The organism is Pseudomonas sp. PDM26 (assembly GCF_019219185.1).
In the GTDB taxonomy this organism is placed as follows: domain Bacteria; phylum Pseudomonadota; class Gammaproteobacteria; order Pseudomonadales; family Pseudomonadaceae; genus Aquipseudomonas.
Window position 1 is genome coordinate 1 of sequence record NZ_JAHUWC010000025.1, and the last position, 14209, is coordinate 14209.

The 14209-nt window shown below is 59.1% G+C and carries 9 protein-coding genes and 2 rRNA genes; 7 read left to right on the forward strand and 4 right to left on the reverse strand.

All coding sequences use genetic code 11. The annotated features are described in order from the left end of the window. Together KW849_RS30780 and KW849_RS30785 are read left to right on the forward strand one after the other, a co-directional pair. The coding region (locus tag KW849_RS30780) for an S-layer family protein (protein WP_218433869.1) at positions 1 to 3314 on the forward strand (3314 nt) is incomplete at its 5' end. Positions 3315 to 3459: 145 nt separating this feature from the next. Continuing rightward, complete coding sequence (locus tag KW849_RS30785; protein ID WP_218433870.1) at positions 3460 to 3798, forward strand: tryptophan synthase subunit beta; 339 nt, start codon at positions 3460 to 3462, stop codon at positions 3796 to 3798. 74 nt (positions 3799 to 3872) lie between these two features. Here KW849_RS30785 and lapD read toward each other — a convergent pair whose 3' ends face one another. Both lapD and lapG read right to left on the reverse strand, forming a co-directional pair. After that, on the reverse strand, positions 3873 to 5819 hold the full coding sequence (gene lapD / locus KW849_RS30790) for a cyclic di-GMP receptor LapD (protein WP_218433871.1): 1947 nt from the start codon (positions 5817 to 5819) through the stop codon (positions 3873 to 3875). Positions 5820 to 5833: 14 nt separating this feature from the next. Next, positions 5834 to 6526, reverse strand: coding sequence for a cysteine protease LapG (gene lapG / locus KW849_RS30795; RefSeq protein WP_218433872.1), 693 nt, complete (start codon positions 6524 to 6526; stop codon positions 5834 to 5836). A gap of 195 nt (positions 6527 to 6721) precedes the next feature. Between lapG and KW849_RS30800 the strand changes: the two genes are divergently transcribed. The 5 genes from KW849_RS30800 to KW849_RS30820 all read left to right on the forward strand — a co-directional run bounded on the left by KW849_RS30800 (position 6722) and on the right by KW849_RS30820 (position 13780). Further along, on the forward strand, positions 6722 to 7432 hold the full coding sequence (locus KW849_RS30800; RefSeq protein ID WP_218433873.1) for a GntR family transcriptional regulator: 711 nt from the start codon (positions 6722 to 6724) through the stop codon (positions 7430 to 7432). A gap of 731 nt (positions 7433 to 8163) precedes the next feature. Next, on the forward strand, positions 8164 to 8940 hold the full coding sequence (locus KW849_RS30805; RefSeq protein WP_218433874.1) for a DUF3050 domain-containing protein: 777 nt from the start codon (positions 8164 to 8166) through the stop codon (positions 8938 to 8940). Then, entirely contained in the window at positions 8937 to 9866 is a 930-nt protein-coding gene (locus KW849_RS30810; protein WP_218433875.1) for a diiron oxygenase, read from the forward strand. The genes KW849_RS30805 and KW849_RS30810 overlap by 4 nt, the downstream gene beginning before the upstream one ends. Before the next feature lie 13 nt (positions 9867 to 9879). After that, complete coding sequence (locus KW849_RS30815) at positions 9880 to 13290, forward strand: non-ribosomal peptide synthetase (protein ID WP_218433876.1); 3411 nt, start codon at positions 9880 to 9882, stop codon at positions 13288 to 13290. 22 nt (positions 13291 to 13312) lie between these two features. Then, positions 13313 to 13780 carry an SRPBCC family protein gene (locus tag KW849_RS30820; RefSeq protein WP_218433877.1) on the forward strand — a complete coding sequence of 156 codons (468 nt, stop codon included), beginning with the start codon at positions 13313 to 13315 and terminating at the stop codon, positions 13778 to 13780. 105 nt (positions 13781 to 13885) lie between these two features. Here KW849_RS30820 and rrf (KW849_RS30825) read toward each other — a convergent pair. Both rrf (KW849_RS30825) and rrf (KW849_RS30830) read right to left on the reverse strand, forming a co-directional pair. Beyond that, positions 13886 to 14001 (reverse strand): 5S ribosomal RNA (gene rrf / locus KW849_RS30825). Positions 14002 to 14109: 108 nt separating this feature from the next. Further along, positions 14110 to 14209, reverse strand: a 5S ribosomal RNA gene (gene rrf, locus KW849_RS30830); the annotation flags it as partial.

The window sequence follows — 14209 nt, forward strand, 5'->3', positions numbered from 1 at the left end:
GCTTCATCGACGCCAGCGAAACAGTGTCGACCCTGGAAGACACGGCCCTGACAGGCAGCGTCCTCTCCGACACGAGCAGCGTCGATGGCCCGGTCAGCGTGGTCAACTTCACCATCGGTGCGACCACGTACACCGCCGGCAGCACAGCGACCATCGCCAACGTCGGTACCTTGGTAATCGCAGCCAACGGCGCCTACATCTTCACCCCGGCCGCCAACTACAACGGCACGGTGCCAACGGTCACCTACACCGTCACCGACGGTTCGGGAACCAACGACACCTCGACCCTGAACATCAGTGTCACCCCGGTCGACGACAGCTTCATCGACGCCAGCGAAACAGTGTCAACCCTGGAAGACACGGCCCTGACAGGCAGCGTCCTCTCCGACACGAGCAGCGTGGATGGCCCGGTCAGCGTGGTCGACTTCACCATCGGTGCGACCACTTACACAGCCGGTACCACCGCGACCATCGCTAACGTCGGCACCCTGCTGATCGCAGCCAACGGCGCCTACACCTTCACCCCGGCCGCCAACTACAACGGCACGGTGCCGACTGTCTCCTACACCGTCACCGACGGTTCCGGCACAGACGACACTTCGACCCTGAACATCAGTGTCACCCCGTTCGACGACAGCTTCACCGACGCCAGCGAAACGGTGTCGACCCTGGAAAACACTGCCCTCAGCGGCAGCGTCCTCACCGGAACGAGCAGCGTCGACGGCCCGGTCAGCGTGGTCAGTTTCACCATCGGTGCGACCACTTACGCCGCCGGCAGCACAGCAACCATCGCCAACGTCGGCACCCTGCTGATCGCAGCCAACGGTGCCTACACCTTCACCCCGGCCGCCAACTACAACGGCACGGTGCCGACGGTCACCTACACCGTCACCGACGGCTCGGGACCCAACGACACTTCGACCCTGAACATCAGCGTCACCCCAGTCGACGACCCGAGTGTGCTGGCTGCCGACCTCAAAACCACCCTTGAGGACAAGGTCGCCACCGGTAACGTACTGACCAACGACCGCGATGTGGATAACGTCCTCACCGTGACCAAGTTCACAATTGGGGGCACCGAGTACAGCGCGGGGAGCACTGCCACCATCGCAAACGTGGGCAAGCTGACTCTCGGCGCCAACGGCGATTACAGCTTTACCCCGGCCGACAATTGGAGTGGCAAGGTTCCGACTGTGACCTACACCACCAACACCGGCTCTAGCACCACGCTGGACATCAGTGTGACCGCGGTTGCGGATACACCGATCGTGACCGCCACTGCGACTCAGGTGGCCGAGAACAGCAGCATTGCGCTGGGCCTGAAGGTAACGTCGGTGGACACTGATGGCTCTGAAACCCAGACCATTACCTCGATCGCCGGCATCCCGGCGGGCGCGACCCTGACCGATGGCACGCACACCTTTACCGGCACAACCGGTAACGGCGTCGTCGACCTCAGCGGGTGGGATGTGAGCAAGTTGAGCTACACCCCGGCACCGTACGCCACCGGCACCAACACGCTGACCGTTACGGCAGTCTCGACCGAGGGCCAGGGTGATTCGGCCAGTAATACGACGCAGATTCCGATCACGATCAACCCTTCGGTCTATAACTCGCTCACTGCCACTGCAGGTAACGACACGGTCACCGGCACCAGTGGCAATGACATCGTGGTGTCGGATATTGGCGGGCTGACGGTCGTACCGGGCCAGAACTACAACATCGCGTTCATGGTCGACAGCTCGGGCAGTATGGGCGATAGCTCCATGGCGGCGGCGAAGAAGTCTCTGGAAGCGGTATTCACTTCGCTGATCGCCAGTGCGACTTCGAAAGACGCGAATCCGGGCACTGTGAAAGTGTTCCTCGTGGACTTCGACACGACGGTCAAACAATCGATTTCGATCGACCTGTCCAGCAAGGATGCTCTGGCGAACTTGAAGTCGGTTCTCGACAGCATAAAATCGGGTGGATACACCAACTACGAGGACGTGTTCAAGACCACCGCCAACTGGTTCTACAGCGCTGATGCGAAGAGCAACCCGAACGCGATCAATCTCACCTACTTCATTACCGACGGTGAACCAACCGCTTACACCAGCTCTGAGCAGACCAACCCGGTCGTCGTTGACTTCAGGTCGAGCAGCGCCACGGACGTGACCCTGGACAGCCTGTTGAAACTGGGTGACTACAAGCCTGGCTATGCGTTCAACACAGTGATCGGCGGTGTGTCTCGTACGTTGGTCGATGCCAATGGCTCCGTGTACAAATGGAGTGAGGACAACAAGGGCAACTGGAGCTCTTCCAAATACAGTGGCCTGACACTTCATGCGCAAGGTGACGGCACTTATGAGCTGTCGGCCAACGATGGCGATGGTTACGTCAACAGCGCCAGTGCCTCGAATGCCGCAGCGGCATTTGCCCTGCTGGCGGCTGCCAACTCCACTGTGCAGGCCATCGGCCTGAACAACGAAGTCAAAGAAAGCGATCTGGCCCCCTACAACACCACCGATGGCAAGCCGCTGGCCAATATCAACCCTGCGGATCTGGCCAACGCGATCCTTGGCCACAGCGAGGCCACGCTACCGGGCCAAGACACCGTCAACAGCGGTGATGGCAATGACATCATCTTTGGCGACCTGGTGAGCTTCAACAGCGTCACCGGCGAGGGTTACACCTCGTTGCAAGCTTTTGTCGGACTGCAAACCGGGGTCGAAACCAACCAGGTCACTCCAAGCAATGTGCACCAGTACATCACCGAGCACTACAGCGTGTTCGATGTGTCTGGCGCTCAAGATGGTGCCGATACACTGCTGGGCAATGCCGGCAATGACATCATCTTCGGCCAGGGCGGCGACGACAAACTCTACGGCGGCGCAGGCAATGACATCCTGCTTGGCGGGACCGGAAATGACCTGCTGGACGGTGGCGACGGCAATGACATTCTCTTGGGTGGAAAGGGCAATGACACCCTGACTGGTGGTTCCGGTGGTGACACCTTCGTCTGGAAAGCGGGCGATACCGGTAACGACGTGATCAAGGACTTCAAGGCCAGCGAAGGCGACCGGATCGACCTGCGCGATCTGTTGCAGGGCGAAACCGGCAGCACCATCGACAACTTCCTGAAGATCACCACGGTCGATGGCGTGTCGTCGCTGCAAGTCAGCTCGGCCGGCCAGTTGAATTCGGGCAATGCAGCCGCCGCCACGCCGGACGTGACGATCAAACTGGAAGGCAACAACTGGTCTAGCGCCAACCTGCAAAACTTGATTGCTGGTAGCGACCCGACCATCAAAGTCGATCACAACAACAGCTGATGCATGAAAACGGCCGCTCCTTATGGGGCGGCCGTCACGTTTACGCCCACTGCCCGGTGACGATTTCGTCACCGCGCCACATACTGGCGTGCAGTTGACCTATGCTGCTGACAGCACGACGCTGGTTAATTCTGAGGGATGCTCAATGTTTTACGTGCAACGCGATGCGCAGGGCCTGTTGGTTCGCGTGGAACCCGCCGCCTACGCCGAGGCCACGGAAACGCTGCCGGCCGACAATCATGAAATCCAGGCCTGGTTTGCCAACGCGGCTGTAGAGAACAGCCTCAAGCAGCTCAAGCAAAGTGACCTGGAAATGATCCGGGTACTCGATGACTTGATTCAGGTGCTGACCCAGAAAGGCGTGATCCGCGTCACCGACCTGCCGGCGGCGGCCCAGGCCAAGCTCATGGACCGAAACCAGGCCCGTGAAGCCTTGGGTGGCTTGAGCCAATTGATCGATGATGAAGAGACCGGGCTGATCTGATCATTGATCTTCAGTGACTGTTCCAGCCTCATCGCGGACAAGGACGGCATCACTGACTACCCTGCTCTAAAGAGTTACTTCCAGGGCTTGGGCTCGCCGAACAACTGGCCCTGCACACCGTACAGCCCCATCTCGCGAATCACCGACAATTCGCCTTGCGTCTCGACCCGCTCGGCAATCAGCGGCAAATCAATGCTGTGTGCCGCGCGCTGGATCGCCTCGATGAACAGGCGTTTGTCACTCTCCAGATCAATCGACCGGATGTAGCTGCCATCGATTTTCAGGTACGCCAGACCCAGCCGTGCCAGGTTGCCAATCATGCTGAAGCGGCCACCAAAACGTTGCAGGCTCAGGGAGAAGCCGAGTTCGCGCAGGCGTCGGGTCAACTGTTCCAGCACCGTCTGGTCAGGCAGTTGCTCTTCGCCAATCTCCAGGGTCAGGCGCGGGCCGAGGTTGGAGTGCGCACGCAGTATTTCGAAGATTTTGTTTTGCGCCTGCGGGTCGCCCAGGGTCGCCGACGACAGATTCAGCGCCAGCGACTCCTCATGCTCGCTCATTTGTTCCAACACCCGCTCGAGCATCAGCCGATCCAGACGCGCAGTCCAGCCGAAGCGCTCCAGCCAAGGCAGAAAACGCCCGGCGGGGATGGCCTGGCCTTGTTCATCGAGCAGTCGCGATAACACTTTGTAATGCAGTACCAGTTGCGTGTCCTGGGCGGCCACTACCGGTTGGAAATACAGCTCGAAACGTTGCTGAGTCAGCGCCTGATCGAGCATCAGATGCCAGGCGTGGTGATCGTCGCCGACACTGGCCGAGAGGCTGTGCTCGATACAGGCCCAGTTCTGCTCGCCCTGGCCTTCGGCCTGCGCCAGCGCCTGATCGCCAAGGCTGAGCACGGCTTGCGGTGAGTCGCCATGAGCAAAAGGCGCCAGGCCGATAGACGCCACGGCCGCCACATCAGTGGCGCCGGTAGCGTGAAGACTGGCCAAGGCACTATCGAGGTTCTGTGCCAGTTGCAGCGCCTCTTCGCGCACCAGTCCCGGCGCCAGCACGGCAAATTCGCCACCGCGGATACGGGTCACCAGGTTCTGGGTTTCCGGATATTTGGCGCACTCGCGAGACAGTTGCTCACCGACGGCCTTGAGCACTTCATCGGTGCGCCGGCCGCCGCGGCGCTGGTTGAGACCGGCCAGATCCTTGACCCGCAACAGCAGCAGGTAACCCGAACTGGCCTGCTCCGGGTTGCTCACCCGCGCATTCAATTGCATCTCGAAATAACGCCGGTTGGCCAACCCGGTCAATGAGTCCTGATAGGACTCGACCCGTAGTTTTTCACTGCGCTCGGCCTGCTCCTGGAACAGCGCCTTGAGCTTCTCGACCATCTGGTTCATGGCCTGCACGACCCGGCGAAGTTCGGGGGTGCGCGGCAGTTCCGGCAGGCTGAGGAATTCCCGCCGGGCGATGGCGTGGGATTGTTGGACCATGTAATCCAGCGGCCTCAATTGCTGACGCAGCAACAGCGCGCCGAGTACCGCACTGACCGCGCCACACAGCAGCAACCAGCCCAGGCTGCCCAAAGCGCTTTGCCACAACTTGGCCAGCGCGAACATCGGGTGGCTGACCACCTCGACCCGGGCAGCCTGCTCCCAGCCGCGGCTGACGATCGCATCACCACCGGCAGGCTCCAGGCCGATCAGTTTGACGAACCAGTCCGGAACATTGTTCACCGCCGGGATACCCGTGCGCTCAACCAGGGTCTGGTCGGTCTTGAGATCGACCACACGGATGTTCGCGTAGTAACCGCTGTCGAAAATCGAGCTGACCAGCAACTCGACCATCGCAGGATCGTCGATGTTCGGTGTCAGGGAAAGCGCCAGCGCCGTCGCGGCGTCCTGGGCATGGGAGCGCAACTGGTTGACGTACTGAGTGCGCGAGCTCTCCAGACTGACCATGAAACTGCCGGTGAAGGCGACCACCAGGAACAGACAGATAGCAATCAACAGCTGTTTGAACAAAGACATCTGAGCGTGTGCTCCTAGTTAGTCGTCTCGACCGGGAATCCTTCGGCCTGCATTTTTTTCAGCACATCCTGCCAACGCGAAAGGCGTTTGGTATCGCCGACCTTTTTATTGCCCTTGGCGCCCGGCAGCCACAACCCTTCAGCATTGAAAGAGTAGACCGGCAGCAAATCCTTTCGCTGGCTGGCCGGCTTGATTGCATCGATCAGGCTGTCGAGCACCAGGGGCTCGGCTTCCGGACTCGAGTAGTAGGTCAACACCATGTGCGCGCGATTCTGGGTCAGTGCCTTGACATAGGTAATACGCAGCTTTTCACTGGCTACTCCGAGGTGACGCAGGCTGAAGTACTTGGCAATAGCGTAGTCTTCACAGTCTCCAGCGCCTTCCCAAAGGGCTTCGATCGGGGTTTCCCAGTAATCGACTGCGTGCCACAGGTCGATGTCTTCGACATATCGCAGTTGTTTATTGAAGAAGCGATTGACCACATTGAGTTGTTCCTGCTCGCCGAGCTGCTTCTGGCTGGCCAACAAGTATTGCCAATCATTAATGCGCTGCTGACCTTCTCCCAAAGGTCCGTACAATGCCTGCGCCCGCCGGCTGATCAGGGAAAAATCCCAATCGGCGCTCAAGCTGCCCAGCATCACGCCCGCCAGCAGCAATGCGCTGCACAGCCAGCGTAAAATCCGCGGGATCGTTAAACTTGCCGCCAATGCGAGGCATCCTGGATGGGCAGGAGGGAGTCGTTTGAATGGTGAAGGTTAGACCGGAAAAAGACAATGGCACAGTGCAATCACTGGCGGCGCGCTAAACTGCAGGAAAGGCACTCGTGAGCTTGTTTGACAAGCTGTCAGTCAGTTACTAGTGTCATTTGGATCCAAAAAATTCCATCAATCAGGGTGCGTTTAGTGACACAAAAGCCCAACCCTCTCAGCAGTATCAAGGTCAACGGGCCAATTCCCGCACATCTGGCACGCTCGGTGATCGAAGAAACCCTGCGCGCGGCGATACTCGACGGGCGCATTCCTTGCGGCGCAGCCCTGCGCCAGCAAGACCTCGCCGATCTGTTTGGCGTCAGCCGCATGCCCGTTCGCGAGGCCTTGCGCCAACTCGAAGCGCAATCGTTGCTCAACGTGATTGCCCACAAGGGCGCCGTGGTCGCGCCACTGGTCCAGGGCGACGCCGTGGAAACCTATGCGCTGCGCATCCTGCTCGAATCCGAAGCCCTGCGTCTCTCGGTGCCACTGCTCCAGGACGGAGATCTCGAACAGGCTGCCCGTTACATCGACGAACTCGAAACGCAAAACAACTACACCGAAATCGGACGGCTCAATCGCTTGTTCCACATGGCGCTTTACAGCCGGGCGCCCAATCGCCGGCTGTTGAAACTGGTGGAAGACGGCCTGATCGAAGAAGAGCGGTTCCTGCGTTTCAACCTGGAAGCCATGGGCCTGGGCAAATTGTCCCAGGACGACCACCGGGCACTGTTGCAGGCCGCCGAAGACCGTGACGTCGAACGCTCGGTGAAACTGCTCGAACATCACCTGAACCGAGGGGTCGAGGTCATTACGCGCTACCTCGACAGCCCTGAAGTACAGGCAAAAAACATGTCGAAGTAACCCGCAGCGGCAAATCCGGGGTGGCGCACCGAAGGGTTCGCCTCGCTTGCCTCACACTCCTCCCGAATGTGCACCGCGAATAATTTGATTACAAACCCCCTGCGCCCATACCACACCACCCTCGCGACGCCATACCGCAACCCAACGCCTTGCCACCTTCAATCCTGACCATCGCAACGATTGCGTGATGCCTCAGTAATGGCGGACGCCTTGATTTGCGCCCACTCTGGGTAACCAAGACACAATAAAACGGGGGACTCGCCGTGCGAATGGCGTCGCCCCCGCCCCAAGAAGCGAAGGAAGGAGCCTCATTACGGGAACGGAAGGATCGGCATCACTCGCGACCTGCTTCCACCCCCTCAGACACCCCCAACGACATCCGATAAAAAGTTACTTCGAGTGAGGCATTCACTCTTTATTCAATTCTGACTTATATAGGCCGGAAGGAGTAACTACGCCAAAATAAAACCAATATGAAAAGTTTTATTGAAACTTTTCATCCTTCAAAAAGTTGAATATTAAAATAATATCGAAACAACTTGATTGACACTTTATATGTGTATTAGTTTTTCTTCGTTGCCAGCCACAAGCGGCAGCAGCGCCTTGTTTATTCGGCATCTATAGCACTGAAGAAGATCAATTCGTTTGAGGCACCCGTTCGCCAGGAGAAAACTTCCAGCGAACTTCAGTGCTTGATTACTTCTCACCCAAGATCACTGACAGGCTCATCCATGAAACCAACTAAAGAACGTCTGATTCAAAAAAAATCCGAACTTAGCGAACATCCGATTTTCTCTGAAATACATTCGCTTGCGGTCCTGCGACGCTTCATGGAAACCCACGTGTTTGCCGTGTGGGACTTCATGTCACTGACCAAGCGCCTGCAACAGGAGCTGACTTGCGTGCAACTGCCCTGGTTACCGCCACAGGATCCCCAGGCAGCGCGGTTGATCAACGAGATCGTGCTGGGTGAGGAGTCGGATGACCGTCCGGCCCAAGGTCATTACAGCCACTTCGAGTTGTACCTGGATGCAATGCGCGAAGTCGGCGCCTGCACCGTTGCCATCGAACGCTTCGTGACCCTGCAGCAAGAAGGCGTGAGCTACGACGTGGCCTTGCAGAGCGTCAACGTCGATCCGGCGGCCGCAAGTTTCGTTCGCCATACGCTACACATAGCCCTGCATGCGCCGGGTCACAGTGTGGCGGCGGCGTTTCTGCACGGTCGTGAGAGCGTTATCCCACGGATGTTCCAGCGCATCCTCGACGATTGGGGCATCGGCATCGAGCAGGCGCCGACCTTCCGTTACTACCTCGAACGACACATTGAAGTCGACTCCGAGGACCACGGCCCGGCAGCGGAAAAGCTCCTGTCGCGACTGGTCGATAGCGACCCGCAACGGCAGGAAGACGTATACGCCAGCGCCATCGCTGCCGTGGAAAGTCGTATCGCCCTGTGGGACGGGTTGCGCCTGAGCATGAACGAATCCGTCACGGAGGTGAGCGCATGAACGCCGCCGACTACCAATCCTTCGCCGACGCCTGGGAAGGTCGCGCGACCATCCGCACACGCCCGCGCCGCGTGCTGGAGAACGACGACAAACTGATCTACCCCTTGAGCCGCCAACCGTTGGTGCTGAGCGAAACCTTTCTGCGCGAATGCCCGGAACAGCGCGACTTCGCCCTGGTGCAGACGCTCTACAAGTTCATCAACGATGTGGTGATTTTCGAAACCGAGATCGTCGACAAAACCGCCCGCAGCATCGCCAAGAATCGCTTCGCGTTCGAGTTCCCGTTCGCCTGCCGCTACGACGCCATGACGGTTGTGGTGGACGAGGATTACCACGCACTGGTGGCGATGGATTTCATGCAACAAACCATCGCGTTGACCGGTATCACCCCCATTGAGTTGCCGGATGAGATCGAGCTGAGCCGGGCGATACCGGCGGCCGTGGCGCTGGCACCGGAGCACCTGCGCAGCGCTGTAGAACTCATTTGCGTGGCCATCGCCGAAAACACGGTGACCGGTGATGTCGCCGCGTTCGCCAAGGACGACACGGTCAAACAATCGATCAAGGGCCTGATGGCCGATCACCTGCTGGACGAGGGGCGCCACTCCGGTTTTTGGGCGCGGCTGGTACGCATCTACTGGCATACCGCAAGTACAGACGACCGCCAGTACATCGCGCAGATCCTGCCGGTGTTCATTGCTCATTACCTGACCAACGACATCCAGAAATCCTTCGACTTCCGCTTGATCGACGCACTGCAGACCAACGACGCGGCGCGTCACGCACTCAAGAGCGAAGTGTCGGCAATGGCCTTCCCGATCAATCGCCATCACCCGCTGGTGGCCAACATTGTGCGGTTTTTCCACAGCAGTTCGCTGCTCGATTCGCCGTGCGTCCAAACCGCCCTCAGCGACTATCTGGTTTGACGAGGAGCCCATCATGAGACGTCTCGATATTTTGCTCACCGGAAAAAGCCAGGCCCTGACCGACCTGGCGCTGGAACTCGAACAACACGGTCACTCACTGACACGGATCTGCGCGCTCGACGATATGCCTGGACAGGCTGATCTGCTGATCGATGACGGCACACCGTTTCAGTACATCGGGGATGCGCCACGACTGACAATTCAATTGGGTCTCGGCCTGCCGCAGGCGTCCGGCCTGCCATCGCTGGACGTGTTGTGCTGCCTCGGCTCAATGCTGCTGACCCGTGTACCCATTGCCGATGAACCGTCGGGTAACGGCCAGGTTTTGCGTATGCAGGCCCTGACAGCACTGGTTGACCACGTGGCGCTGCTGGTCAGCCGCTACTCGCGGGATGCCGACTATTTACGACACGCCGAACCCGCCGTCCCTGCCCGCTTCGAGCGCATCGAGAGCCTGCGGTTCCTGGACAGCCTCGCGTTCGTGCATCGTCTCAATGGCACCGCCGATCCACGGCTGCAGCAACTCGCGCAAACGCCGATGATCGAAAGGCTGGAACAGCAATTCATCCAGAGCGCCGACCATCCGGCCTTGAGCATCGCTGGCAACACCCTCGAGTATCGCCAGTTGCACGCGCTCAGCCGTGCCATCGAGCAACGTTTGCGACCGCTGCTGGATCAGCATCAAGGCCCGGTAGTCATCGGGATCTGCTTGCCCAAATGCAGAGCGCTGTATGCGGGCATTCTGGCAATCCTGGGCAGTGGCGCGGTGTACTTGCCGCTGGAGCCGAGCCATCCGTTGCAGCGTCAGCAGTACATTCTGTCGAATGCTGGCGCAGTATTGTTGCTGCATGACGGCGAGCATCCCCTGGCGAGCCAGATGCCGGGCCTGGACATCAGCCGCATCGACGTCCATGACGCAGACCTCACTCAACCCTTGATGCACCAATGCCCCGACCTCGATGCGCCCTGCATGGCGCTCTACACCTCGGGCACCACCGGCCATCCGAAGGGCGTGCTGCTCAGCCAGGCCAACCTCGCGCATTTCACACACTGGTACGCCGACTATGTGCAGCTGACCCGCGAGAGCCGGGTGTTGCAGTTTTCTTCGTTGAGTTTCGACTCATCGCTGATCGACATCTTCCCGACTCTGTTGCAAGGCGCCGAGCTGATCGTGCCCGGTGATGACCAACGTCGCGATCCGCTGCAACTGGTGGAACTGATTCGTCATCGACAACTGACCCACGCCTTTTTACCGCCCGCCCTGTTGAGCATCCTGCCACTGGAGCAGTTGCAGTGCCTGGATCATGTGATGACCGGCGGCGATGTCTGCGAGCCGTGGGTCATCGAGCAACTGAGCCGTCAGGGCAAGCTCTACAACCTCTACGGGCCAACCGAAGCCACGGTGCTGATTACCGCGCGGCGGCTCCAGGCAGGCGACCACAACCGCTCGCTGGGTGCACCAATCGCCAACAGCCAGGTGTTGATTCTCGATGACGACTTTCAACCGGTGGCCGAACAGGCCGTCGGTGAGTTGTACATCGCCGGCCCGGGTGTGTGCCTGGGTTACCTGAACAACCCGCAGCAAACCGCCGAGCGCTATCTGGACCTGAGTCTGCCTGATGGCCGGAGCCTGCGCGTCTATCGCACCGGGGACATGGCGAAGTGGACGGCTGAAGGGATCGAGCTGTGCGGTCGGCGTGATAATCAGGTGAAGATCCGCGGGTTCAGGGTCGAGCCGGAAGAGATTGAGCGCTGTCTGCGCGACAGCCAGTTGTACCGCCAGGTTGCCGTGGTCATCGATAGCCAGCGACGGATTCTGGCCTTCCTTGCCCAACCTCAGGAAGACCTCCCCGGCACCGCTCGCCAAGCGTTGAAAGCCCACGCGACACAGCACCTGCCGGACTACATGCACCCCGTTGCATGGACCGAGCTGGCAAGCATGCCTTACGCCAGCAATGGCAAGGTCGACCGCAAGGCGTTGCTGGATCTGCCCATGAGCGTCACCGATAACCCTTCACGGCGCCTGCCCGTCAACGCCGATGAAGCCCTGCTGCTGGAAATCTGGGCCGAGTTGCTGGAGCTGTCGGCGAGCGACATTTCCACCGACGAAAGCTTCTTCAATCTGGGCGGGCACTCGATCCTGCTATCACGCATGCTGCTGCGACTGCGCGAAGAATTCGGGCGCAGCATCTCGATCAACCGCTTTATCGAACTGCCCACCATCACCAAACTGGCGACTCTGGTGCGCGGCTCCGGCAGTGAAGAGGTATTGAGCGAACAGGCCCTGCGTGATGCCTTCCGCGAACTGGATATTCAGCCGCTACCCATCAGCCGCATGGGCGATGTGCACAAGGTGATCGTCACCGGCGCCAACAGTTTTGTCGGTGTACATCTCGTCGAGGCGTTGCTGGCCTGGGGGGCCAGCGAAGTCGCCTGCCTGGTTCGCGACGGCAATGGGCAATCGGCGGACGAACGCTTTGCCCAGGCGCTGCGGGAGAACCGTCTGGAGCATCTGGATATGGGCCGGGTGAGGGTTTACGCGGCGGACATCACGCGGCCGCAACTCGGTTTGGCGCCCGAGGCTTACCAGCGACTGGATCGAGAATTTGGCGCACTGGTGCACAACGCGGCCAACGTCAATCACGTTCTCGATTACGAGTCGCTGGCGCGGGACAACGTCGAGCCGATTTTCGAATGTTTGCGCCTGTGCGAAGGGCGCAGCAAAAAAATCTTCAATTTCGTCTCGACGCTCTCGGCCTCCAGCACGATATCCGCCGAAGGCCGAGTGCTTGAGTTGCCTGCCGCACCGACACCACCCATCTACATCAAGAACGGCTACAACCTGTCCAAATGGGTCGGCGAGCGAATCCTCGAACGGGCGCGGGAGCTTGGGGTCCGGGTCAATCTCTACCGTCCCGGCAACATCAGCTTCAACAGCCTCACGGGTGTGTGCCAGCCACACAAGAACCGCCTGATGCTGATGCTCAAGGGCTCGATCCAGCTTGGCCAGGTGCCGGAATTCGCCTTGAACTTCGACTTGATGCCGGTGGACTTTCTCGCCCGATTCATCGCCTTCCACGCCAGTCGTTATCAACCAGAACAAGCGGTGTTCAACCTGCATAACCCCGAGCCCCTGAGCTGGGACAACTATGTGGCGTCCTTCCGTGAGGCGGGGCGTGAATTCGCGATGGTCAGCGTCGCCGACTGGCAACAGCAACTGGGTCGGGTCGACAGCGACAACGCCTTGTTCGGCGTGCTGGGGTTCTACCTCAACGGCTTTGAGGAGGACATCGGTGACATCTCGATGATCGGGCACGACAACGCCCAGGCCGGCGTTCGGCTGATGGGTGCGCGCTACCCGCAAAAATCCCCGGCGCTGCTGCGTCGCGGCTGCGACTACCTCAAAGAAATCAATTTCATCTGACTCAACCCAACGGAGCAAGACCATGAGCACTCTGCAACCCGATACCCTGATCAAAAACCCTCAAGGCTGCCACGTGGTGTCCTCGGTAGAGGTGCCTGCCGATTCTGCGCAGGTATGGGCTGTAGTCGGCAACTTTGCCGGCTTCGATCGCTTCATTCCGGCGCTATCGCACATCGAGATGACCGGTGATGGGGTGTCATCGCTGCGTAAAAAGTTTTTCAAGGACGGCAACCTGGTGGTCGAGCAACTCAACTCCCGGGACGACCAGGCACGGCACATGACCTGGACCACTATCTACAACACCCTGGGTGTGGCCAATCTGTGGGCAGCGATGAGCGTTGAACCACTGGGTGCGGGCAAGTCCCGAGCCACCTGGACCATCATCGCCGAACCGGCGCAGGGAGGCACCGAGGCGCTGCCGGGCTTCAAGGATTTCGTACAGGGTTTTGCCGATGATGCAATGAACAATGTGCTGAAACTGTTTGCCTAAAATGTGAAAAAGCCCGTTGTGGATAGACTCCACAACGGGCTTTTCAGTACCCCTGAAACGACGAAACCCCTGTCTGCGTTAGCAGACAGGGGTTTCGGAATTCAATCTTGACGATGACCTACTCTCACATGGGGAAACCCCACACTACCATCGGCGATGCATCGTTTCACTGCTGAGTTCGGGATGGGATCAGGTGGTTCCAATGCTCTATGGTCGTCAAGAAATTCTGTTACCAGCTCGTTAGAACATCAACGCGCCAGTGAAAATTGGTGACTTCTACTAAAACAAAACCCCTACCTGCATGCGCAGATAGGGGTTTCGGAATTTAATCTTGACGATGACCTACTCTCACATGGGGAAACCCCACACTACCATCGGCGATGCATCGTTTCACTGCTGAGTTCGGGATGGGATCAGGTGGTTCCAATG

Bases quoted from the DNA above. Each gene is read 5' to 3' on its own strand.
- KW849_RS30785 (WP_218433870.1), top strand. From the start codon at position 3,460: ATGTTTTACGTGCAACGCGATGCGCAGGGCCTGTTGGTTCGCGTGGAA.
- lapD (WP_218433871.1), bottom strand. From the start codon at position 5,819: ATGTCTTTGTTCAAACAGCTGTTGATTGCTATCTGTCTGTTCCTGGTG.
- KW849_RS30805 (WP_218433874.1), top strand. From the start codon at position 8,164: ATGAAACCAACTAAAGAACGTCTGATTCAAAAAAAATCCGAACTTAGC.
- KW849_RS30810 (WP_218433875.1), top strand. From the start codon at position 8,937: ATGAACGCCGCCGACTACCAATCCTTCGCCGACGCCTGGGAAGGTCGC.
- KW849_RS30815 (WP_218433876.1), top strand. From the start codon at position 9,880: ATGAGACGTCTCGATATTTTGCTCACCGGAAAAAGCCAGGCCCTGACC.
- KW849_RS30820 (WP_218433877.1), top strand. From the start codon at position 13,313: ATGAGCACTCTGCAACCCGATACCCTGATCAAAAACCCTCAAGGCTGC.